This window comes from Brevibacillus schisleri, assembly GCF_055685845.1.
Window position 1 is genome coordinate 4,270,349 of the sequence record NZ_JBVNDM010000001.1, and the last position, 23,134, is coordinate 4,293,482.

The window sequence follows — 23,134 nt, forward strand, 5'->3', positions numbered from 1 at the left end:
TTTGACCGACTTGGCAGCAAGTATGTGTCCTAGCAAAAATGGTAAATAGTAGGACGACTTCTATCAGTAAAAGCAGTATATATCAATGTGTATGTAAAGTCTGTCAATTCTTGACGGTGTTTTTTTGGTTTTTTTGTCTAACATTTTTCATCTAATCAACAAAAAAAGCCTTGTCCCCACTGACGGGAACAAGGCTTTTGACATTCATTTTTCGCTTTAGTTTTTGTTGCGGCGGCGATTACGCAGGAATGCTGGAATATCCAGATTATCTAAGTTGCCCATGGAGAAGAAGGACTTGTCTTCCTCTTCTTCCTTCGCACGGCTGTTATTCGTATTGGAAACTGGTGTCGGACGGTTGCCAGGTGTGTTGACCGCCTGTTGTTGACGGCGCGGGGGTTCTGGAGCCCGCTGAGCATGCTCGAAGCCTGTGGCAATAACTGTCACGACCAATTCATTTTTTAATTCCTCGTTAATAACAGCACCGAAAATCATATTAACATCTGGGTCCGATGCGGAAGCCACGATGTCTGCTGCTTCGTTTACTTCATACAAACTAAGGTTGGTACCGCCTGTGATGTTCATGAGAACTCCACGAGCACCATCAATAGAAGTCTCGAGAAGTGGGCTGGAAATAGCACGTCGAGCAGCTTCAGCCGCACGATTCTCCCCGCTACTTACACCGATTCCCATGAGAGCAGAACCGCGCTCAGTCATGATCGTCTTCACGTCAGCGAAGTCAAGGTTAATCAAGCCAGGTGTTGCAATCAAATCGGAAATACCTTGAACCCCTTGTCGCAGAACGTTGTCTACTTCGCGGAATGCTTCGAGCATTGGCGTATTTTTATCAACGATCTCCAAAAGACGATCGTTAGGGATCACGATCAGTGTGTCTACCTTTTCTTTCAGAGCAGCGATACCGATTTCACCGTGCTGCGAACGTCTGCGACCCTCGAAGGAGAACGGACGGGTTACTACACCAACTGTAAGAGCACCCATTTCTTTGGCGATCTCTGCAACAACAGGTGCTGCCCCTGTTCCTGTACCTCCACCCATACCGGCAGTTACGAATACCATGTCAGCTCCACGCAGAGCGTTTTCAATCAAATCACGGCTTTCTTCCGCCGCTTTTTTACCGATCTCAGGATTCGCACCTGCTCCCAGTCCACGTGTCAGCTTTTCACCGATTTGCAGCTTGATATCGGCATTAGAGAGTTGAAGTGCTTGCGCGTCAGTGTTCAAGGTGATGAATTCTACACCTTTCAACCCTCCAGCGATCATGCGGTTTACTGCGTTGCTACCTCCGCCCCCACAACCAATAACTTTAATTCGTGCAAAGGATTCCATATCCATATCAAATTCCAGCATATTGCTAGTCCTCCCCAACTTCAACATAAGAAAACTTCGTGGCTACAGAAGCCTGTCAACTAAACACAATGGAACGAATCGATACCCGTCTTCGTCCTTGTAGTTAAGCTCGATAAAGCGAACTCGTTAAATAAATTCGCTAAACCAGTTTTTTACTTTTTCCATCAAACCGCCGCCTTCTTTTGGCTTAGAAGAGACGGTTTGCTTCTGAGTGCCCTTGAATGAGGGGGTGACGCGAATGCTACGGCGCTCCATCAACTGCAAGGCATATTGAATCAAACCTACCCCGGTGGTGTAGGCAGGATCTCGCACTCCGATGTAATCAGGAATCGCAATTCGAACAGGTGCGTCCAATTCTTCTTTTGCCAATTCCAACATGCCCGGCATAGCTACGGTACCACCCGTAAGAACATAGCCACCTGCAATTTCGTCGCGATAGCCCAATTTGTATACAGCATCCTCGACTAATTGGAATATTTCCGCAGCGCGCGGCTCGATAATATTGGCCAAATCCACTTGCGTAAATTGCTTTTCAACTTCACTGCCAATCCGGTTCACCTTGAACTTCACATCTTCGGATGCTTCGTCAATAAGGGCACAGCCGTTTTTGGTTTTCACACGATCTGCCACATCTGTATGCGTTCGCAGTCCAAGTGAAATATCGCTCGTAATGTGGTCGCCACCGATGCCGATCACGGTGGTCGCTGCCAGTTTCCCTTGCTCGAATACACCGATCGTGGTAGAACCCGCACCGATGTCGACAAGAACGACACCCATATTTTTGTCATCTTTGGATAGAGCAACAGTGCTAGCCGCAAGCGGTTGCAAGAATATTCCAGCTACACGCAGATTGTTTCGTTGAGCACAGCGAACGATGTTATGTACGACCGTTTTCAACCCGGTCACAATGGTCCCTTCCATTTCCAGTCGGACACCAATCATCCCACGAGGGTCCTTTATGCTCCCTTGTCCATCAACGATGTACTCCTTTGGGACTACCTCGATGATTTCACGGTCTGGAGGAATAGCCACGACCTTCGCTGCCTGAATTACGCGTTGAATATCTTCTTCTCGTATCTCACGGTCTTCGCTGGATACAGCGACAACCCCTTGGGTTTCATGCAGATCGATATGGTTTCCAGTGATCCCCACATACACTTCTTCGATTGAAACGCCAACCATGCGTTCCGCATGATCAACCGCTTCCCGGATGGCATGCACGGTTTGGTCGATGTCTACAATCACGCCCTTCTTGATTCCTTCTGAGTGTGATTGTCCGACGCCGATGATGTTGATGGAACCATTGTTGATCTCGCCGATCATGACGCGTACTTTGGATGTTCCAATGTCTAGGCTGACTATGAGTTCATTGCTTACCAAACCTGTGACACCTCCCCTGCTACGTCTTTTTTCTTGCTAAAGTGAGAACACCTGCATAAATTATTCCACACAGGACAACCATTCCCTTTTTTTCTTATTGATTTTTTGCAAAAAAATGACCATCTTCCCATTTTTCTTCACGTTATTCTTGCTGATTGATCCATTTGGATAGAACAATTCTCCTAATGACAGCGAGATTGTTGAATAAACGGACCCCGAAAGCCACGATCGCAGCCAAATACAGATCAATCCCCAAGTACCCTCCAATGAAGGCCAAGCCTGCTGCAAAAAGTGTGTTGAAAAAGAATCCAGACATGAAAATACGAACGTTAAAAGTACGCTCTAAAAACGAACGAATCCCCCCAAAGATCGTATCCAATCCAGCTAAGAGGGCTATTGATAGATAGCTGCTATACTCCTGGGGCACACGCCAATCCAGCAGGAAGCCGACAACAAGACCGACAATCAGTCCGATAAGCGGGAGCCACATGGTTACGAATCTCCTTTTTGTTTTACAGGTTTCATAAATTGAATGACACGTGTTTCATTATTCGCTGAAATCATCAGCTTGTCCCGTTTTTCTGCCAGCACCTTTTTATTCGCCAGCTGGAAGTTTTCCTCTACGCCCTCCAGCTTCAATGCGGACAACAATACTTCAGGCTCCCCCAATGCTTTTATCTCATACGGAGGCCTAATCGTCCTGGTATCGATTTGGATGACGTCTCCCACATTGCGGATCGCAGTGGTAGCAATCAGTCGATGGCCATTAATGGAAACAGCTTGTGCTCCGTTTGCAAACAGGATATTTACCAACCAGCGCAAATCTTCATCGTCAATCGTATAGTCTCCTACAACAGGCACAGGCATATGTCCATCCCCAACTGGCTCTGCAGGTGTATGGGCATCGACAACATCAATAACGATGCCTTCTCCCTCCATCCCTACCATTCCAGCCATTCGGCGAGTCCGTGCCAACTCCTCTTTCATAACGGAGATACTTTCATCTTCACTGAGTGAGGTTTCGTATTGGTAGTACAGCTGATTATACTTTGAAATGTCTGCGAGTAGGTTTTTGTGTTTCTCCAGTTCTTTTTGCAACGTGGTCCGAAGTTCCGCGATGCTGCGAGACTCTTTATGAACAGGATGAAGACTGCTTCGTAATTGCACAGTCAACATCACACCTATGATAGCACTAATGATGGCAAGAATAAATGTGATTTTACGGCTTTTTTGTAACATAGTTAAACGCATCCTTTTATTTAGGAGTGTTTCGTTTTCGCGTCACCAACAAAGGCAGGTAGTTCGACCCGCTCTTTTTTGGCTATGCTTATTTGTACAAAATCTTGCAAGGAGTGTAAAACACCTCCCGGCAAATTCAAAGCACTGTCTAGTGTGTCGGGATTCCCTATCGCTGTTACCACGAATGGAGCGGCAGACTTGATGCCGTTTACGATAATCGTTGGTCCAATACAACGAATTTCGGAATTGCTTACCACACGCTGCCCGTTAATGCTGATGGCCTCTGCTCCTGCTGCACGCAGTTCATTTACGACCAGGCGCACGTCCTGCTCATGCACGATGTAGTTTGCGATGTCTGTGCTGTTCGCTGCATTCTGGCTATCCTGCATCGTTATGACAATACCTGGCCCTTCCACAGCGACTACCCCTGCTAGCATCCGCGCTGCATCCAGTTGACTGAGTGTATCAGCAGCCTCCGATTTGCGCTCCGCCATCGCCTCTTCCACTTTTCCCACCTGACGTTGCAAATCGAGCAGTTGATTTTCCAGATGCCGATTTTGCTCCTTTTCAGCCAAAATCCGGTCATTCAATTGCGTTTCCTGTTGGAACAGCTGATCATTCATCCGTTCTTTGCGGGTAAGCTTGTTCGTTTCGAAGGAAGTGGCCACTAGAAAGCCGGTAGATAACGTCACGATGGTTAAATACAAATGAAATTTGCGACGACGACTCATGTCTACTTTCCCCTTTTTCATTTACTGCTGTGGCTTCTGTGGCTGCTCTTGCCCTTCCTGGATAGGAATAGCCCCTTGAGCCCCGTACGGAATAAACCACGGTTGCTCAAACAAAGAGAGCACCCCTTTTGTATCTGGCGGCAATTGTTTCATGATCGCCGGGTACCAGTTCATCATCTTGTCCAGCTTGTAGATCACGCTTCTTACTTCATTCCCGTCGCGCATGTACAGCGTTATGCGTTGCTTGTCGTAAACCGTCGGCGTCAATGTAATATCTGAAATCTCCGCGAGTACATTTGGCGATAATTTCGATAGCGACTTGGCGAGATAGGGAAGGAGCTCCGGTGAGGCCCACGAGCTAATCAATGGCCTGTCCACTACGCGCTTGGCGAAATTAACCTGTTTAAGCACATAGCCATTGTCCAGTAAGGCATAGCGGCTTCCGTCCTGCCCACTCCAAAAAGCGACACGCTTTTGTTCGGTTATATGTAGCGTGATCAACCCGGGGAAAGAGCGGCTCACCGTCACATCTTTAATGGCCTCTAATGGTTTCAAGTTATTTCGTACACTGTTCTCCCAAACGTTTAGAAACTGCATGTCCTTCATTAGGCCAGATTCTGCAATGACTTGCTCTGCCGTATAAATATCATTACCAGTCACTCGAATCTCTTGCACCTTACTGTAAGGGGAACGGATAAAAACGATGATGAGAATGGTAAGAAAAAACAATACCAGCAGAAAGACCAGCTTGCGGTTGCCCCTTCTTCTGGGGCGTTGTTGCTTGACTTGCGGAATGCGTTCCTCATATACCGCCATGGCCGTACCCTTCCTCTTGTTTTTTAGGCTCATTGCCCAGAGCAAAGTAAAATACTGGAAGTCTTTCGAATAAATGTCATTGAACAAAACAGGGAAAGCGGCATAACATTATGCCGCCCACTCTCCCTCGGTTACATCGATACTCGTGATATATCGGCTCCTAATTGACGCAACTGCTCTTCCAGCCGATCGTATCCACGATCAATATGATGGATCTGGTTCACCGTGGTAATACCTTCTGCAGCAAGCCCTGCGAGGACTAAGGCAGCACCTGCTCGAAGATCAGTAGCTTCGACATTCGTAGCGGTCAATTTATTGACACCCCGAATAATTGCGGAGCCAAGATCAACGTATATAGAGGCGCCCATTCGCGCCAATTCATTCACATGTTTGAATCTTCCTTCAAAAATGGTCTCTTTAATGACACTCGTTCCCCTAGCCTGTGACAGAAACACCATAAGCTGCGCCTGCAAATCGGTCGGAAACCCGGGATATGGCGAGGTGATGATCCGGTCGTAGGCACGTGGACGGGAGGTGCTTTTGATTTCCATTATATCATGGCGGGTCTTGATTTCAACACCGCAGCTACGGGCGACCTCAATCAATGCCATCAATTGCTCAGGCAGTGTATTGGTCAATTCGATATGTCCCTGTGAAATACCGACAGCCAGCAGATAAGTTCCTGTCACAATCCTGTCCGGTATGATCCGGTAACTGACGGAACGCAAACGAGGTACACCACTGATCTCAATCGTATCGGTGCCCGCCCCTCTGATCCTTGCTCCCATTGCATTCAGGAAATTCTGGAGGTCGATGATTTCCGGCTCACGTGCTGCATTACAAATTCGGGTCGTGCCTTTTGCCAGCACAGCCGCCATCATGATATTTTCCGTCGCGCCCACACTGGGGAAGGAAAGAAAGATATTGGACCCACGCAATTGTTTGGCCCGAAATGTAATGTAGCCTTCCGATTCTTCGATTTTGGCTCCTAGCGCTGTCAATCCAGCCAAATGCAAGTCAATCCTGCGCTCTCCAATGTCACATCCACCTGGCCTGGAAATCGTGACCTCACCCAGACGTGCCAGGAGTGGTCCCGCCAAAAAAATCGAAGATCGCATTTGGCTCATTAAATCATCCGGCACCTGCGGGACACAGACAGACGTTGTATCCAGATCGACACATCCGTCCTCATGCTTCGTATTCGCCCCAAGCAACGTCAAGATTTCGAGCATGACCTTAATGTCTTTTAGATGGGGGACGTCATAGATATAGAATTGCCCTTCCGCGAGCACAGCAGCGGCAAGAATGGGAAGAGCAGCGTTCTTAGCACCTTGGATCCGAAGCGAACCGGACAGAGGTCTTCCGCCTTCGATCGCAAAAGTCTCCAAACTTTCACCTCCGTGTTACCCCTCGCCCACCACCAGAACTTCCGGATGCAGGTCAATCCCATTTTTCTCGAGAATCGTGCTCCGAACGTGATTAATCAAGGTGAGGACGTCGGCAGCCGTTGCTCCTCCGCAATTCACGATGAAGTTGGAGTGTTTTTCTGAAACCTGAGCTCCTCCGATCTGATAGCCCTTCAGCCCAGCTGCTTCAATCAGGCGACCAGCGTGGTCATTCGGCGGATTTCGGAACACACTGCCAGCACACGGCATCTGCAGTGGCTGCGTATTGCGCCGTCGTTCCTTATTGACAGCGAGTGTGGCCGCAATCTCCTTGCGGTCGCCCGTCCTCAATTGAAAACGGGCCTCTAGCACGATCCCTTTTTGCTTTTGCAAAAGAGAAGTCCGATAGCTAAAGCTCAGTTCCTCGTTACTCAACACTTTACTTTCGCCGTTTTCGAAAAGGATCTCGGCATCAATAAGAATACGTGAAAGATCAGATCCGTGTGCCCCCGCATTCATATAGACGGCGCCGCCTACCGTACCAGGAATCCCTCCTGCAAACTCCATACCTGTTAATCCCATCTTGCCTGTCTCCACCGCCAGGCGGATCATGGAATATCCGGCACCCACACACACCTCTTCGCCCCTGAACTCACAGTGGCTCAAGCCCTCGGCCACTTTAAGCACGGCTCCACGTATCCCTCTGTCCCTCACCAGAAGGTTTGAACCGCGCCCGATTACACTCCAAGGAATTTCATGACGATGGATGATCTGCAAGGCCTTTTGCAAGGATGCTTTATCCTTGGGTTGGATTAACAAATCAGCAGGACCCCCGATCCGCCACGTTGTATGATTAGCAAGGGGTTCATCGGTCCACACTTTTTCGATTCCTGCTTGCATGAGCTCATCTGCGATTTTTTTCATTTGTGAACCTCCTGATACGTTTGCTAGGTCGGACCTAGTCTTCTCACGTGTTTGCTCCATACTATGCTTTCGCCCAGATCGGCGTGACAATCGCCTATCTGATCATTTTTTTCGTGTCATCGCCTCTAATTGACGAACGATCTCTGTCGCTGCTTGCGGCATCCCCAAGGAAAGTGAACTATTTTTCATCTCTTCCCATTTCGCTGGATTGGTAAGGATATTTTCCAAGGAAAGTAGCAAGCTCTCTCCGGTAAGCTCCCGCTCTACGATAACATGAGCGGCCCCTACGCGCTCCAATCCCCTTGCATTTTTCTCTTGATGGTTGTTCGTGACGTACGGGGACGGAATCAAGATCGAAGGCACACCTAGTGCCGTTATTTCTGCCAAGGTAGATGCTCCTGCGCGACCAACCAATACATGCGTCGCTGCTAAAACATCCGGCATATTATGGACGAACGGAAGCACAGAAATGTTACTTGGAAGTGTTCCCTGTTCACCAAGCTGTGCCGAAATCGACTCAAAATGAACGTCGCCCGTCACATATACAAAATGAGTATCGGTGTATTTACCCAACTGCGTAACAACCGAAAGTACTGCCTCATTGATTGCACGCGCTCCCCTGCTGCCACCAAAGATCAGCACGATTTTTTTGCTATTGTCCACACCCAAAAAGCTACGCCCCGCCTCGGCATTACCGTGCATAACTTCCGTCGCACGTGGATTTCCGGTCAGTACCGTTTTAGACGGGGGAAAATGGGCGAGCGATTCTTTGAACGAAACGGCCACCCGAGTAACTGAGCGAGAAAGAAACTTGTTGGTCAAGCCTGGCACTACGTTTTGCTCATGGATCAACGTTGGAATCCCTAAGCGCGAAGCTGCATATACGACTGGACCACATACGTAGCCACCCGTACCAATTACGACATCCGGTTTGAACTCGCGCAGCATTTTCTTGGCATCCCCAACAGCCCGGACGAATTTCCACAAGGTCTTCAAGTTGTCCAACGACAGCTTGCGCTTCAATCCGCTAATTTCTACCGATTGGAAAGGAATATTGGATCGCGGAACCAAACCTGCTTCCAAGCCTTTTTTACTGCCAACATACAAAAAGGCAGCCTGCGGATATTGACGAGAAACTTCCCTCGCCACCGCAAGCGCCGGATAAATATGTCCACCTGTGCCACCGCCTGTTAAGACGACACGCATTACGTTCACACCCTTTTTTTGAGAAGGAGTAGCAATAGGCTGCTTTACATTCTTATTGCGTACTCCTGTTGAGGTTTCTGTTATCGAGAAAAACGAGAGATGTTCAACAAGACACCTACACCAGTGAGCATCAGTGTCAATGATGAACCACCGTAGCTTAGGAACGGCAACGTGATTCCAGTCACCGGAAACATCCCTGTCACAACACCAATATTGATGACAACCTGGATGGCAATCATACCAATGATCCCTAGGGCAAGCAGGCTTCCGAACAAATCTGGAGCCGTAATTGCCGTTCGCATTCCCCTCCACAATAAGAGAAGGAATAGCAGGAGAATGAGCGTGCCTCCGATGAAGCCCAGCTCCTCCGCGACAATCGAGAAAATAAAATCATTGTAAGGCTCAGGCAAGTACAGATGCTTCTGTCTGCTTTGTCCAAGGCCAAGACCCAATAAACCGCCTGGACCTATTGCGTAAAGGGATTGGATGATTTGATAGCCCGTATTGAGTGGATCAGACCACGGATCGAGGAAGGACGTAATCCTTTTGATTCGATAAGGTGCTGACAAAACCAAGCCGATGAAGCCAACAACTCCGATCATTCCCAATCCGACAAAATGACTAATCCGCGCACCTGACGCAAAAATCATAACGACGGCAGTTCCCATCAAAACCGTTCCGGTTCCCAAATCCGGTTGCAGCATGATCAAGCCAAAACACAGAACGGGAATTCCCAAGGCAGGCATAAGACCTTTTCGGAACAAGACAATTTGCTTCTGATTATCTGAGAGCCACTTCGCCAGGAATGCAACGACGCCCAGTTTCGCAAATTCCCCTGGTTGAATTCCAAAAGCGCCGAAACCAAGCCAGCTTTTCGAGCCATTTACTTCGATCCCGATAATCAAAACCAAAATCAACAGACCGATGCTTATCAAATACCCTGGCTTGGCCCATTGCTTCCACACCCAGTAATCGATATTCATCGTAATGTACATGGATGTAATCCCTAACAGAGCGAAAATCAGTTGCCGCTTGGCGAAAAAATACGGATCGGAAAACGGCGGCTTTTGCGCCACGATCGCGCTGGCGCTATACACCATCACGATGCCAATTCCCAATAAAAAAAGTGTTGCAAAAATAATTACGAAGTCGGGGGCAGAGCGTACCTTGCTCATTGTGCCAGGTCATCCTTTCTCATGCCGTCCCGCTTTTGTCATATTCGTGATGATACCAGTGGGACGTTATGCTAGGCTTGTTTTAAGTCTATGCACGCCGTCCTTAAACATGCTCCCCCTTGTCTCAAACGAAGGAAACATGTCCCAACTCGCACAAGCAGGGCTCAGTAAGACCACATCACCTGATTCGGCCAACTGGGAAGCAGCAAGAACGGCTTTTTCCACAGTATCGACATGGATACGCTCCTTAATCCCTGCTTCCTGCGCACGTTCCAGTAAAATCGGAGCCGTTTGCCCGAGAGCGATGACTGCTTTTACCCGACCTTGGATCACTGGCAGCAGTTCCCGAAAATCAACACCACGATCCAGCCCACCGCAAATCCATACGACCGGCTCCTTGCACGCTTGCAAAGCTCGGGATGCCGCTTCCGGGTTGGTCGCTTTTGAATCATTGAAGTATTTGACACCACGAATCGAATCCACGAACTCCATCCGGTGCTCTACCCCTGGGAAGGTAGTAAGAACTTGTATAATCGATTGCTTGTCCGCGCCTGCGAGCTTCGCAACCAGAATCGCTGCCAGTGCGTTGTCCAAATGAGGAACGGTAATATCCGCGATCGCAACGATTGACTCTGTATTCTCATTCCCATCCGCAAACAGGATCAAACCATCCTTGACAAAAGCTCCCTTTGGCACCTCTTGACTCTTGCTAAAGTAGTAGATGGATGCAGGGAGGTCTTTGCATTTTTCTACGATCTCTGGTTGGTCATATGGCAAAATAGCTGCGTCATCTGCCGTTTGGTTGGCAAACATTTTCAGTTTGGCTGCCAAATACTCTTCCATGGTGTGATGGTAATCCAAATGAGCAGGATACAGATTGAGCAAAACACCGATATGTGGGCGGAACTCCCTCGTCCCCATCAGTTGGAAGCTACTCAATTCGGCAACGAGCCATTCGTCGGGACCAGCTTCCTCCGCCAGGCCGCACAATACGGTCCCAATGTTGCCTCCTACCTTCGCATCCAGACCCGCTTCTTTGAAAATCAGGCCGACGAGCGTCGTAGTCGTGGTCTTGCCATTGGAGCCTGTAATACCGATAATCGGTGCCTTGGCAATCTGGGAGGCCAGCTCCACCTCCGTCACAACAGGAATGCCGAGTGCCTGCGCCTGCTTGACGGGTGCTGCTTCATACGGAATCCCCGGATTTTTGACCACAAGGAATACGCCTTCATGAATGAGATCATCGGGATGATAACCACAAATGACCGGAATCCCCAACGATTCCAGCTCTTCTACCCCGACCGCTTCTTCACGTGGCTTTTTATCATTTACGACAACATGAGCACCAAAGCGGTGTAGCAGTTTTGCCACTGCGACACCGCTCTTTGCCATACCAATAACGACGACATGCTTATTATGAAAACGCATCATCTGATTGTCACCACCTCAAGGTATACACCCAATCCAGCAAAGAACATACCGACTAGCCAAAACGTGACAACCACGCGCCACTCTGACCAGCCTGTTAATTCAAAATGATGATGCAGGGGACTCATACGGAAAATACGCTTTCCACGTGTCTTAAAGGAGACTACCTGCATAATAACAGAGAGCGTCTCGACAACGAAAACCCCACCGATAATAGCCAAAAGTAATTCCGTCTTGGTCATGATTGCAATTCCCGCGAGCGCTCCACCAAGTCCGAGTGAACCCGTATCACCCATGAACACGCGTGCCGGGTGCGCATTGAAGACGAGGAAGCCAAGTACCGCACCTACAACAGCCGCACTAAAAATAGCAGTGTCATAATCTTGACCAAACCATGCGATGATCGCATAAGCACCAAAGGCAATAGCTCCCGTCCCTGCCAATAGTCCATCCAATCCATCTGTGATGTTAACGGCATTCGTTGTACCTACCAAGAGGAACAACAGGAATGGGAAGTAAAAATAGCCGAGCTCGAGCTTCCACGGTGTACCTGGCAGATGGATGGACGTGTCATGCCCCATCATAAGCAGCAAAATATATGCGCCGATTGCCAAGACAATCTGACCAGCAAACTTCTGTTTGGCAGTCAACCCGAGGTTGCGTTTTTTCTTGATTTTGATGAAGTCATCCAAAAACCCGATTAAACCGTATCCGAGGGTAACCAATAACAGGAAGTAAATTTCCATTTTCGCATTGGCAAACTTCAACACGGTAAATATGAGTGCCAAAAGAATGATGGTGCCTCCCATGGTGGGAGTTCCAGCCTTCTTAAAATGGGATTGCGGTCCTTCCTCACGAATTGCCTGCCCAAATTTCAGGCGGCGAAGGAAGGGAATAAACAATGGGCCAATGAGTACGGCGATGAGAAACGCAGCGACGATCGTGACGATTAGGACGTTGTCAACGAACATGCCCGAGCCTCCTTTCTTTCGATGCAGTGTGTGGCATCTGTTCTATTCTTGGTTGTACCGGGCAATCGCTTCGCGCGCAACTTCACGGTCATCGAAGGGCAACACCTGGTCTTTAATAATTTGATACGTTTCGTGTCCTTTTCCAGCGATCAAGATCACATCGTCCGGCTTTGCAAGCGAAACTGCATGGACAATGGCTTCGCGTCGGTCTGTCAGTGCCGTATAACGATCAGGTGCCACTTCTGACAAACCAGCCAGCATGTCATCGAGAATCGCCTGCGGCTCCTCCGAGCGTGGATTATCTGAGGTTAGGACGGTCAGATCAGCATATTTCGTTGCAATTTGCGCCATGATTGGGCGTTTGGTTCGATCCCTGTCGCCTCCGCAGCCCACAATGCAAAATACGTTGCCACGGGCAAATTCCTTGACAGTCATCAATGCATTTTCCAAGCTGTCTGGTGTGTGGGAGTAGTCGACGAGCACCGCAAACGGCTGACCAGCATCTACTGCTTCAAATCGCCCATTTACCCCCGCTACCTCTTCCAGGCTCGCCTTGATCTCTTCGAGTGGAATACCTTCTGCGAGTGTAACCGCGATGGCTGCCAAAGCGTTATACACATTGAACTTTCCCATCAGCTTCAAGTTCAGACGCGCACTGCCAGCGAAGCTTTCGACTGTAAAAGAAGTTCCTTTACTTGTGATTTCGATTTGTTTTGCCCTTACATCTGCTGGTTGATCGATGCCGTATGTAATGACTCGCGCCGGTGTAACGGTGGCATATAATTCGGACGCCTCATCATCGGCATTCAGCACAGCTGTTTTTAGACGGTCTGTGTCATAACCGTTGCCTAGCTGGGAAAACAATAATGATTTGGCGTAGCGATAGTTTTCCATCGTTTTATGGTAGTCGAGGTGATCCTGCGTCAGGTTGGTAAAAACCGCTGTATGGATTTCGCAACCGCGGACTCTTCCCAGCTCCAATGCATGAGAGGAAACCTCAATAATCGCATAGTCTGTGTTTACATCGCACATGCGACGAAAACTTCTTTGCAAATCTATGGCATCTGGAGTCGTATTTTTGACTTCCTCCGTAACGTCTCCAATTCTCATATGGATCGTTCCGATTAAGCCTGTTTGCTTGCTTTGATCGCGCAAAATTTTGTCGATCAGATGCGTTGTGGTCGTCTTGCCATTTGTCCCGGTTACGCCAATGACTTTTACTTCTTTCGTGGGAGATCCGAAAATACGATCAGCCAGCATAGCCATTGCCCGCCGGGTATCCGGTACTTTGACAATAGTCGCTGGCACGTCCAGATCTTGTTCGGATAACACGGCGACGGCACCATTCTTCACCGCCTGGGCCGCGAACGTATGTCCATCCACGGTATATCCAGTTAGACAGACAAACAAGTAGCCGGGCTTTACCTGGCGCGAGTCTGCTGTCAAACCCGTAATCTCCATGCTGTCATCCCCCGAAACCGTTACTGGCAACAAAGGCATGAGCAGATCCCGTAGAAACATGAAACAGGCACCCCATTCTCCAACTAGTATAGACAGAAATTTGAACATTTGTACTTGGCTACGCCGATCATTTAGGCGCAGTCTTGATGAACAAAGGCAGAGCGAACGTAGACAAGCCTACTCCCCTCCGCCTTCGAAATCTCATTTTATAGCTAATTGGTCGATTTGTCACCAAGGTATATGCGAATTTTTCCGCCCTCATCAATTTTTACTCCAGGTGCTGGGGACTGCTGGATGACGTACTGACCTTTACCTGAAACGACTAGCGGCAGAGTATCATACGTTGTCACTACGTCTCTCATGGATTGTCCGACCATGTTTGGCACTTCGATTGGCGCCCGTTCTCCCAGTGCTTTGTTAATTTCCTTAGGGATGCCATCTTTTCGTTTGGGTACATTCAAATGCTGTAGGGAGGATTCCATGATACTTTTTACACTCGGGGCAGCAATCAATCCACCAAACGCCAGTGCTTTCGGATTATCTACAGCGAAATATACGACGAGCTGTGGATCATCAGCCGGCGCAAAGCCGATAAACGAAACGATGTATTCGCCATCGACGTAACGTCCATTCTTTACTTTTTGCGCGGTTCCCGTCTTACCTCCTACCCGATACCCTTCAATAAATGCCTTATTTCCCGTTCCTTGTGCGACCACACTTTCCAGCGCATGCCGAACTTTGGCCGAGGTCTCCTCAGTAATCACCTGTCGAACCTCTGTCGGCAAAGTCCTCGCTACCACATCGTGTGTCACACTATCCCGCCATTCTTTGGCGACAAACGGCTTCATAAGTTTACCACCATTGATTGCGGCTGAGACCGCAGCCATTTGTTGGATCGGCGTTACCGAAACCCCTTGACCGAAAGAAGTCGTCCCCAGCTCTACCGGTCCCACTTTTTTCAAGTTGAATAACAGCCCGTTTTCTTCGCCGATCAAATCGATCCCTGTCTTTTGTCCGAAGCCAAATTTTTTGATGTAGTCAAAAAGTCGTTCTTTTTGAAGACGCTGGCCCATCGTCACGAAGCCAGGGTTACAAGAATTCTCTACCACTTCCAGCATCGTTTCCTGTCCATGCCCCTGACGCTTCCAGCAACGCAATCGCTTCCCTGCCACGTTTATGAATCCCGGATCGTAGAAGCCTTCGTTCAGATTGATAACGCCTTCGTTTAAAGCAGCGGCCAGTGTCACAATCTTGAATGTGGAACCAGGCTCGTATGTTTTCCAGATAGGGAGATTTCTATTGTACACCTCAGAAGGATAGTCCCTGTACGCATCCGGTTGAAAAGTCGGGCGACTCCCCATCCCCAATATTTCCCCTGTCTTTGGATTCATCGCGATCGCCAGAACATCATCTGGCTGATAAGCGACTACTGCCTGATCCAGCTCGCGTTCGATAAACGATTGGATGGCACTGTCGAGTGTTAAATACATGTCCATCCCATTCACGGGTGCTACGTAGTCTTCGGTTCCGCCTGGCAGTACGCGCCCTTTGGCATCTGACGGAAATGAGATATGTCCCTCGGTCCCCATTAAGAAGGGATCATAAATTTTTTCAAGACCTGTCAACCCTTGATTGTCAATGCCTGTGAAACCAAGTATGTGGGCTGCCATCGTTCCGTTCGGGTAAAAACGCTTCGTATCCCCTGCCAAGTATATCCCTGGCAAATTCAATTCTTGTATTTTCCTCGCCTTTTCAACAGACAGTTTTCTTCCACCTGGAATCTGGTTGTTGCTCATTTCTTTTTTCGTAATGGCACGAAATACATCTTCTTCTTTTTGCTCCAAAATAACGGCGAGCTGTCTCGCTGTTTCTTTCGGGTCTTTGATTTGCGCCCCTACCGATACCAGTGTAGGGACGGTCATATTCGTCACGAGCTCATTTCCGCTTCTGTCTAAAATGCGACCACGATTGGGTTGAAATTTAATCTCCCGTTTGAGAAGTTCATCTGACATCTGCGAGAGTTTCGGTCCTTCTATCAATTGAACATAACCCAAACGGGTGACAAGTGCCGAATACAAAACGACTCCTACAATCAAGATGATAAAAATGCGACGGCGTACAGTAGCATTGGATACCCGCAAAGCGAGTCCCCCCTCAAATAGGTTGTCTCTTCTTAACCTTATTCGCAGGGGGGACTAGTTAGAACTATGGAGTTGTCGGTGTTTGTGTTGATTGGTCTCCTGGTTTGTCAGGAGGTGGTGCCTGTCCAGAAGCTGGTGGCTGTGCTGCTCCACCTTGCCCGGTTTGCTGACCGGAAGATGGTGGAGCCGGATTATTTCCTCCTGTTGGATTTGTAGGAGAATTCGCTCCTGTATTGTTCGGCGTTGTTGTAGCAGGCAATGTGCTGCCCTCCTGACCAGAAGGAGGTGTTGCCGGTACAGGTGGTTCCGACACGGATTGTAGCGTCAGCTGAAGCAGCTCAGTACCTTGGAGCACCGTTCCCGGAGGAATACTTTGTTGGGCGACAAAGCCAGTTCCAGTCGATTTCACTGCGAGATTGATCAAAGAGGTGAACTCCATGACGTCCCGCAATGATTTTCCTTTGAAGTCAGGCATCTTCGTTCCTTTTACCCTGTCCGTTACAAGGATGATCTGTTCACCTGGAACGACCTGATTATAAGCTTCGGGATACTGTTTGACGATTTTCGTACCTGTTCCGGCTACCGTGACCGTCAAATTGTCCTGCTTCGCCCGCAATTGTGCGGCTGTCGTGGACATCCCTTCAAACTTAGGCAATGTCTTCTGTGTAGCTGGTGAGGATGCCAGCGCTGCCTGTACTTCTTTTTTCGGCGTCGGTTTTTCAGTACTCTTAACTACCGACAGATCAGGCTGCTGCTGCAAATATTGCAGGCTGCGCTCCATGATAGATGTAAACATCGGCGCAAGCATCATTTGGCCCCACAATGCATACCATGCATCAGTTTTCGGATCGTCAATGACAACATAAACCAACAGCTTCGGATTGTCTTTTGGCGCAAAACCGATGAAGGAAACCACGTAACGACCATCCAAAATTTTCCCAGTGTTAGGATCATATTTTTGTGCAGTTCCCGTCTTTCCTGCGACTTGATACCCTTCGATCTGATATAGTGTACCAGTTCCAGGTTTTTCTGAGACAACCTTGCCCAAAATGTCGCGTGTCTGTTTTGCAGTCGCTTCGCTTACGACCCGATCCACAACCTCACGTTGCGTGCGTTCGACAACGGCTCCTGTGTGAGGATCACGCATTTCTTTTAAAATATGAGGTTTTAGAAGCTCTCCTCCATTCGCGATCGCCCCCACAGCGGCAACCTGCTGGATCGCCGTAACCGTCGCTGCTTGACCATACGTTGTTGCAGCCCAGTCACGCGGTGACTGAGGTTTGTCCAGGTTGATCAAACTTCCTTTTTTCTCGTAGGGAAGCTCAATTCCAGTTTTTTGACCCATCCCGAATTTTTTGAAGTATTTCTTTAGACCCTCCAGCTTCAACCGTTCATAACCCAACTTAGCGAACAATACGTTACTCGATCGCTGAACCCCTTCTAAAAAGCTGATGGTTCCCCAACCGGCACCATTGTTGTGGTCACGGATCGGAATCTGTCCCTTGATGGTGTAAGCACCTGATTGGTAGGTTTCATTCTGATTAAACATTTTTTCTTCAATCGCTGCCGCCAGCGTAATAATCTTAAACGTTGAGCCCGGCTCGAACATTGTAGTGACCGCATGGTTGTTGTAGTTTTCAACCCCGTTGTAGTACGTATTCGGATTAAACTGCGAGCGGTTGCCCATCGCCAATACCTCGCCCGTTTGCGGGTCGGCTACAACGACCGTCATGCCCTGCGGCTTGTACTGCTGCTCCACCTTATCAAGGGCTTGTTCTACATAATCCTGTATCTGGCGATCAATCGTGAGATATACATCTACGCCGTCTATTGCCGGAGTGTACTCCCCTTCTCCGTCCGGCAGCTGGTAGCCTGCACGATCCTTTTGGTAGGCAATATGTCCCTTTTGGCCAGCCAATTTATCGTTAAATTGCAGCTCGATCCCCATTTTCGGTTCATCATACAAGTCAAGATAACCGATCACATGGGAAGCGAAGGCGTTATTCGGATAAACCCGGCGAGTCGTTTCAGTCAAATAGATTCCTGGGAGCTGATTCTTTTTGAGCTTCTCACCACTTGGCAGTGTCGGATATTGCAAATTTAGAATTCGGTTCTTTTGCTCTTCACTGATCTTCAGCCCGAAGCGTCCCAATTCCACGACTTTGTTCGGCTTAGTCAAATTCTTCACTAACTCAGGAACCGGCGCATTCAAAATAGGAGCCAGCATATTCGCTGTGTAGTACGGATCTTTCACAAAATCTTCGTCTTTATCATTGCGCGGCTTCAGTTTTGCGTTTACCGTGTATGCCTTTCCGTTATACGCCAAAATCTCGCCATTTCGATCATAGATCGCCCCGCGCTTGGGCTTCAAGACTTGCTCCCTATCCCACTGCTCTTGAGCCGTTCCCATGATTTCGGTAGCTTTGACAGTCTGAAGCCAGTAGATTCGAAAACTCAACGTCGAAAAAATCAAAATCGTACATAAGGCTACCATGAGAATTCGCCAATTTACTTTTCGCTTCCATTCCATCTCCGTTCATCTCCATCGCATCAAAGATCGCCCGCTCCCTAAGCCAACTGGCCCAGCTAAGAAAAAATGTTACCGCACATAAGGCGCAGTAACATTTAAGGTTTTTTGGGTTGTGATTTTGGCAGAGAACTCGCCTGTACTTCTGGGTTCCCGATCGTATGTACAGCTGCTGGATTGTATACCATCCCCTGCTTCTCTGCTTCTTTTTGCAGGCGATCCCGGTTGGTCATTTGCTCAATTTGCAGTTTCAACGTTGCATTTTTTTCGGCCGTTACACGGTTTTCATGTTTGGTGGTCTGGATTTCGTAATTCAACTGGGAAATTTGCGAGTAGCGGACACCCACTAGACCCAAGCCGACGACGGTTAACGAGATAAATAAGAGATACAGCAATTTTTCTCCGGTCGGAATCGTTGGCTTGATTCGGACCGTGCGCTTTGTTGTTTTCGTTACAGAGCGGGATTGTTGTTCCAGCTCCATAGCTAAATTCCCTCGGTAGTAATAACTCATCGCTTCTCCCTCCCCTTTCTCGTCGATCCCGGTCTACAGCTTCTCCGCTACCCGTAGTTTAGCTGATCGTGCACGTTTGTTTGCTTCTAATTCTTCTTCTGATGGCAAAATCGGCTTTCTAGTAATGACTTTTACTACTGCTTTATTTCCGCATGTACAAATCGGAAAGGCTGGCGGGCACGTGCACCCTTTTGAAAAGTCTTGATAAATTTGCTTGCAGATTCTGTCCTCTAAGGAATGAAACGTAATGACACTTACGCGACCTTCTGGATTCAAAACCTCAATTGCATCGACGACGGCCTCTTTGAATGCATCCAATTCATCATTGACAGCGATCCGAATTGCCTGAAAGGTACGCTTCGCCGGATGGGGTCCGGTACGGCGCGCAGCGGCAGGAATTCCTTCCTTAATCAACTCAACGAGTTCACCTGTTGTTTGGATCGGCTGCTTCTTCCGTTGTTGAACGATTTGCCGGGCAATTCGACGGGAAAATTTCTCTTCACCGTAGAGCCAAATGATCTTGGCAATCTCTTCTTCATCCCACTCATTGATAATGTCATAGGCGGACAATGGCGCTTGCTGGTCCATTCTCATATCCAAGGGCGCATCGGCATTGTAGCTGAAGCCTCGCTCTCCCTCGTCCAATTGTGGAGAGGATACCCCGAGGTCAAATAATACCCCGTCTACACCAGCCAAGCCTAAATCTCTCACAATGTCTTTGATATGGCGGAAGTTGCTCTTTACCAGCGTGACTCTATCCATATAGGAAGCGAGTCTTTCGCGGGCATTATCCAGTGCCCAGTCGTCCTGATCGATGGCGATAAGTCGACCGCCCTCCGTCAGCTTGGAAGCAATCAAACTGCTATGCCCAGCTCCGCCGAGTGTACAGTCTACATAAATGCCCCCAGGACGAATATTTAGCCCTTGGACAGCCTCATCCATCAAAACGGTTACGTGATGAAACGACAATGTCGTCACTCCTGTTCTTCTCGCTGCTACAAATTAAAATCAACCAGTTTTTCGGCAATTTCTCCAAAAGAGCCTTCTGACTGGGCAAAATAATCTTCCCAGCGTTCCTTGCTCCATACCTCTACACGGTTTGATACCCCGATGATCACACATTCTTTTTGCATGCCTGCATGCTCACGTAAATTGGGTGGTATGTTTACCCTTCCCTGCTTGTCCCACTCGCATTCGGTGGCACCTGAAAAGAAAAATCGTGTAAATGCGCGAGCATCTGCTTTTGTAAATGGGAGAGACTTAAGTCTTTCCTCTAGTTGTTTCCACTCATCTTGCGGATAAGCAAACAAACATTGGTCTAGGCCGCGGGTAATCACAAAGGAAGTACCGAGCCCTTCACGGAATTTGGCTGGGATCGTCAGGCGGCCTTTTTCGTCGATGCTGTGCTGATATTCCCCCATGAACACGCCCTGGTCCCCCACTTTCCTGTCGGCTGGCTCCACTTTCCCCCACTTTTCCCCACCTAGTACCTATTTGTTATTATAAAAAAAAATCCTGCGTTTGTAAGCAGGATTTTTTCGCATATTTTTTTGCCGGGAAAAGACGGGATTCGAGGAACTATTCGACCCAGCTTTCCAGGTAGGATTTTTGCTCATCTGTCAATTTGTCGATTCCGATGTTCAGAGCTTCCAACTTGTACTGAGCCACCATTTGATCCAACTCGAATGGTACGTTCAGCACCTTTTTGCCAATGTTTTTGTACTGTTCATTGACATAAGCCAAGGATACCGCTTGCAAAGCAAAGGTCATATCCATGATTTCAGCCGGATGTCCGTCGCCAGCAGCCAGGTTCACGAGGCGGCCTTCTGCGAGCAGATACACTTTTCGACCATCAGTCAAGACAAATTCTTCAATATCTTTACGCACAATACGGGAAGAAGTCGACATGGCATTCAGATCGACCTTGTTTACTTCGACATCGAAGTGACCTGCGTTGGACAAGATTGCGCCATCTTTCATCACAGCAAAATGCTCTTTGCTGATGATATCGCGGTTACCTGTCACTGTTACGAAGTAGTCACCATGCTTCGCAGCTTCGAGCATTGGCATTACTTCAAATCCATCCATGTAAGCTTCTACCGCTTTGATTGGGTCGATTTCGGTTACGATTACTTTTGCGCCCAAACCTTTTGCACGCATTGCTACACCTTTACCGCACCAGCCATAGCCAGCTACCACAACTGTTTTACCAGCAACTACGAGGTTTGTTGTACGGTTGATACCATCCCATACGGATTGACCCGTACCATAGCGGTTGTCGAACAAGTATTTGCAGAATGCATCGTTTACGGCAACCATTGGGAACTCCAGCTTGCCCTCTTTCTCCAACGCTTTCAGGCGCAAAATACCAGTTGTCGTTTCTTCTGCACCACCGCGCACTTGAGACAGCAGATCACGGCGCTCGCTGTGCAAAATCGTGATCAGGTCGCCACCGTCATCAATGATCAGGTCAGGACGAGTTTCCAGCGTTTTGATCAGATGCTCTTTGTATTCAGCAGGATCTGGATTGTATTTCGCAAATACACGGATACCGTCTTCCACCAATGCTGCACAAATATCATCTTGCGTGGACAGCGGGTTGGAACCAGTAATGGTTACTTCAGCGCCACCAGCTTGAACTACTTTTGCCAGATAAGCTGTTTTTGCTTCCAAGTGCAAGGAGATCGCAACTTTCAGGCCTGCAAACGGCTGCTCTTTTTCAAAGCGCTCACGAATGCGGTTTAAGACAGGCATGTGTTCTTTTACCCAATCAATTTTCAGATGGCCGTTGTGCGCCAACGCCATATCTTTTACGATGCTTTCAGATACTGTGTTCATGTACGGATGGACCTCCTTTTATCTCATAAAGCAACCTTGTCTATCATATCATACGCAAGTTCAACCATCATCAGTTTTTCCAATTATTTTCCTATTGGCGGCAGTTTACGCTCCGTGGTTTCTACCGTAAGTAGCTCCAAAAAGCGTAACAAAGCCTGCGGCATCCATTTCTTTTTATGGTAGACCAACTGTCGGAAAACACGGATATCCGGATGGGAAAACGAGAGTATCACTAGTGTACCATTTTTCACTTCTTCTTGTACGACAATTTTCGGAAGTAACGCAATTCCTAAATCATAGGCAACACATTGTTTAATCGCTTCCAGACTGCCGAATTCAAAAGAAGATTCCACCGTGGCGCCTGCTTCACGCAACACCGATTCCATCATCCCGCGGTAACTGCATCCCTTTTCTGTAAAAATCCAGGTTTCCCCGGTAAAATCATGGGTTTCTACCTTCTCTTTTTTCACAAGCGGATGGGTAGGGGCAGCAACAACAACTAGTTTTTCCTCACCTAAAACGACATTTGCCAGCTCAGATTGATCTTGTAGCCAATCGAGCACAAAAGCGAAATCGAACTTTCCTTCCTTTACTCCCTGCCTCAAGTCTTGGCAGATGCCCGGTGCAAGCATGATCCGCATACGCGGCTGCTCCAAGCGGAATTTTTGCAAATAAGGAGGTAAATAAAAGGCTGCCAATGACTCGACTGTTCCGATACGCAACGTTCCTGCCAGTTGCGCTTGCTCTGACAGATTCGCTTTTGCCTCATCTAATACAGCTTGTAGCTGTTCGCTGTAGCCTAGAAGCACTTCGCCTGCATGGGTAAGCCTGATCTTTTTGCCCCAACGCTCGAATAGACTGACACCGAACTCCGACTCCAGATTTTGAATTTGGGTCGTCACACTCGACTGCGCGTAGCCCAGCACTTCTGCTGCACGAGTAAAGCTTTGGCATTTTGCTACTTCACGGAAGGTTTGCAAATAACGAGTATCCAGATTCCCCCCTCATTTCATCGGAAAAATCGATTTGAATCAT

The 23,134-nt window shown here is 48.3% G+C and carries 20 protein-coding genes; all 20 read right to left on the minus strand.

Annotated elements, in window-relative coordinates; translation table 11 throughout:
* Nucleotides 1-216 precede the first annotated feature (216 nt).
* Entirely contained in the window at nucleotides 217-1,365 is a 1,149-nt protein-coding gene (gene ftsZ, locus ACUUHJ_RS20130) for a cell division protein FtsZ (protein ID WP_289673633.1), read from the minus strand.
* Between the two features lie 126 nt (nucleotides 1,366-1,491).
* Nucleotides 1,492-2,745, minus strand: coding sequence for a cell division protein FtsA (gene ftsA, locus ACUUHJ_RS20135; RefSeq protein ID WP_289673634.1), 1,254 nt, complete (start codon nucleotides 2,743-2,745; stop codon nucleotides 1,492-1,494).
* 142 nt (nucleotides 2,746-2,887) lie between these two features.
* A complete protein-coding gene (locus tag ACUUHJ_RS20140) occupies nucleotides 2,888-3,235 on the minus strand; it encodes a small basic family protein (protein ID WP_015892090.1) in 348 nt (115 codons plus the stop codon).
* A 2-nt stretch (nucleotides 3,236-3,237) separates the two neighbouring features.
* The gene (locus tag ACUUHJ_RS20145; protein ID WP_472299730.1) at nucleotides 3,238-3,984 is read right to left on the minus strand and encodes a DUF881 domain-containing protein; all 747 of its coding nucleotides are present in this window, start codon (nucleotides 3,982-3,984) and stop codon (nucleotides 3,238-3,240) included.
* Nucleotides 3,985-4,004: 20 nt separating this feature from the next.
* On the minus strand, nucleotides 4,005-4,715 hold the full coding sequence (locus ACUUHJ_RS20150) for a DUF881 domain-containing protein (RefSeq protein ID WP_015892092.1): 711 nt from the start codon (nucleotides 4,713-4,715) through the stop codon (nucleotides 4,005-4,007).
* 21 nt (nucleotides 4,716-4,736) lie between these two features.
* On the minus strand, nucleotides 4,737-5,531 hold the full coding sequence (locus ACUUHJ_RS20155) for a cell division protein FtsQ/DivIB (RefSeq protein WP_289673636.1): 795 nt from the start codon (nucleotides 5,529-5,531) through the stop codon (nucleotides 4,737-4,739).
* Nucleotides 5,532-5,662: 131 nt separating this feature from the next.
* On the minus strand, nucleotides 5,663-6,919 hold the full coding sequence (gene murA, locus ACUUHJ_RS20160; protein WP_015892094.1) for a UDP-N-acetylglucosamine 1-carboxyvinyltransferase: 1,257 nt from the start codon (nucleotides 6,917-6,919) through the stop codon (nucleotides 5,663-5,665).
* Nucleotides 6,920-6,934: 15 nt separating this feature from the next.
* Nucleotides 6,935-7,840 (minus strand): UDP-N-acetylmuramate dehydrogenase, encoded by a 906-nt coding sequence (murB, locus tag ACUUHJ_RS20165; protein ID WP_016740728.1) that lies wholly within the window; start codon nucleotides 7,838-7,840, stop codon nucleotides 6,935-6,937.
* 102 nt (nucleotides 7,841-7,942) lie between these two features.
* On the minus strand, nucleotides 7,943-9,046 hold the full coding sequence (gene murG, locus ACUUHJ_RS20170) for an undecaprenyldiphospho-muramoylpentapeptide beta-N-acetylglucosaminyltransferase (protein WP_472299731.1): 1,104 nt from the start codon (nucleotides 9,044-9,046) through the stop codon (nucleotides 7,943-7,945).
* Nucleotides 9,047-9,126: 80 nt separating this feature from the next.
* Complete coding sequence (gene spoVE, locus ACUUHJ_RS20175) at nucleotides 9,127-10,221, minus strand: stage V sporulation protein E (protein WP_472299732.1); 1,095 nt, start codon at nucleotides 10,219-10,221, stop codon at nucleotides 9,127-9,129.
* 66 nt (nucleotides 10,222-10,287) lie between these two features.
* Nucleotides 10,288-11,652, minus strand: coding sequence for a UDP-N-acetylmuramoyl-L-alanine--D-glutamate ligase (gene murD, locus ACUUHJ_RS20180; protein ID WP_472299733.1), 1,365 nt, complete (start codon nucleotides 11,650-11,652; stop codon nucleotides 10,288-10,290).
* Nucleotides 11,649-12,620 carry a phospho-N-acetylmuramoyl-pentapeptide-transferase gene (mraY, locus tag ACUUHJ_RS20185; protein ID WP_015892099.1) on the minus strand — a complete coding sequence of 324 codons (972 nt, stop codon included), beginning with the start codon at nucleotides 12,618-12,620 and terminating at the stop codon, nucleotides 11,649-11,651. The genes murD and mraY overlap by 4 nt, the downstream gene beginning before the upstream one ends.
* Before the next feature lie 42 nt (nucleotides 12,621-12,662).
* On the minus strand, nucleotides 12,663-14,141 hold the full coding sequence (locus ACUUHJ_RS20190; RefSeq protein WP_289673640.1) for a UDP-N-acetylmuramoyl-L-alanyl-D-glutamate--2,6-diaminopimelate ligase: 1,479 nt from the start codon (nucleotides 14,139-14,141) through the stop codon (nucleotides 12,663-12,665).
* A gap of 152 nt (nucleotides 14,142-14,293) precedes the next feature.
* Complete coding sequence (locus ACUUHJ_RS20195; protein WP_472299734.1) at nucleotides 14,294-16,222, minus strand: stage V sporulation protein D; 1,929 nt, start codon at nucleotides 16,220-16,222, stop codon at nucleotides 14,294-14,296.
* A 64-nt stretch (nucleotides 16,223-16,286) separates the two neighbouring features.
* Nucleotides 16,287-18,752 carry a penicillin-binding protein gene (locus tag ACUUHJ_RS20200; protein WP_472299735.1) on the minus strand — a complete coding sequence of 822 codons (2,466 nt, stop codon included), beginning with the start codon at nucleotides 18,750-18,752 and terminating at the stop codon, nucleotides 16,287-16,289.
* Nucleotides 18,753-18,847: 95 nt separating this feature from the next.
* The gene (gene ftsL, locus ACUUHJ_RS20205) at nucleotides 18,848-19,261 is read right to left on the minus strand and encodes a cell division protein FtsL (protein WP_289673643.1); all 414 of its coding nucleotides are present in this window, start codon (nucleotides 19,259-19,261) and stop codon (nucleotides 18,848-18,850) included.
* A gap of 33 nt (nucleotides 19,262-19,294) precedes the next feature.
* Nucleotides 19,295-20,239: a 16S rRNA (cytosine(1402)-N(4))-methyltransferase RsmH gene (gene rsmH, locus ACUUHJ_RS20210; protein ID WP_087348032.1), complete on the minus strand. Its 945-nt coding sequence runs from the start codon at nucleotides 20,237-20,239 to the stop codon at nucleotides 19,295-19,297.
* 17 nt (nucleotides 20,240-20,256) lie between these two features.
* The gene (mraZ, locus tag ACUUHJ_RS20215; RefSeq protein ID WP_007717680.1) at nucleotides 20,257-20,688 is read right to left on the minus strand and encodes a division/cell wall cluster transcriptional repressor MraZ; all 432 of its coding nucleotides are present in this window, start codon (nucleotides 20,686-20,688) and stop codon (nucleotides 20,257-20,259) included.
* Nucleotides 20,689-20,839: 151 nt separating this feature from the next.
* Entirely contained in the window at nucleotides 20,840-22,099 is a 1,260-nt protein-coding gene (locus tag ACUUHJ_RS20220) for an adenosylhomocysteinase (RefSeq protein WP_016740718.1), read from the minus strand.
* 83 nt (nucleotides 22,100-22,182) lie between these two features.
* On the minus strand, nucleotides 22,183-23,079 hold the full coding sequence (locus ACUUHJ_RS20225; protein ID WP_472299736.1) for a LysR family transcriptional regulator: 897 nt from the start codon (nucleotides 23,077-23,079) through the stop codon (nucleotides 22,183-22,185).
* Nucleotides 23,080-23,134 lie beyond the last annotated feature (55 nt).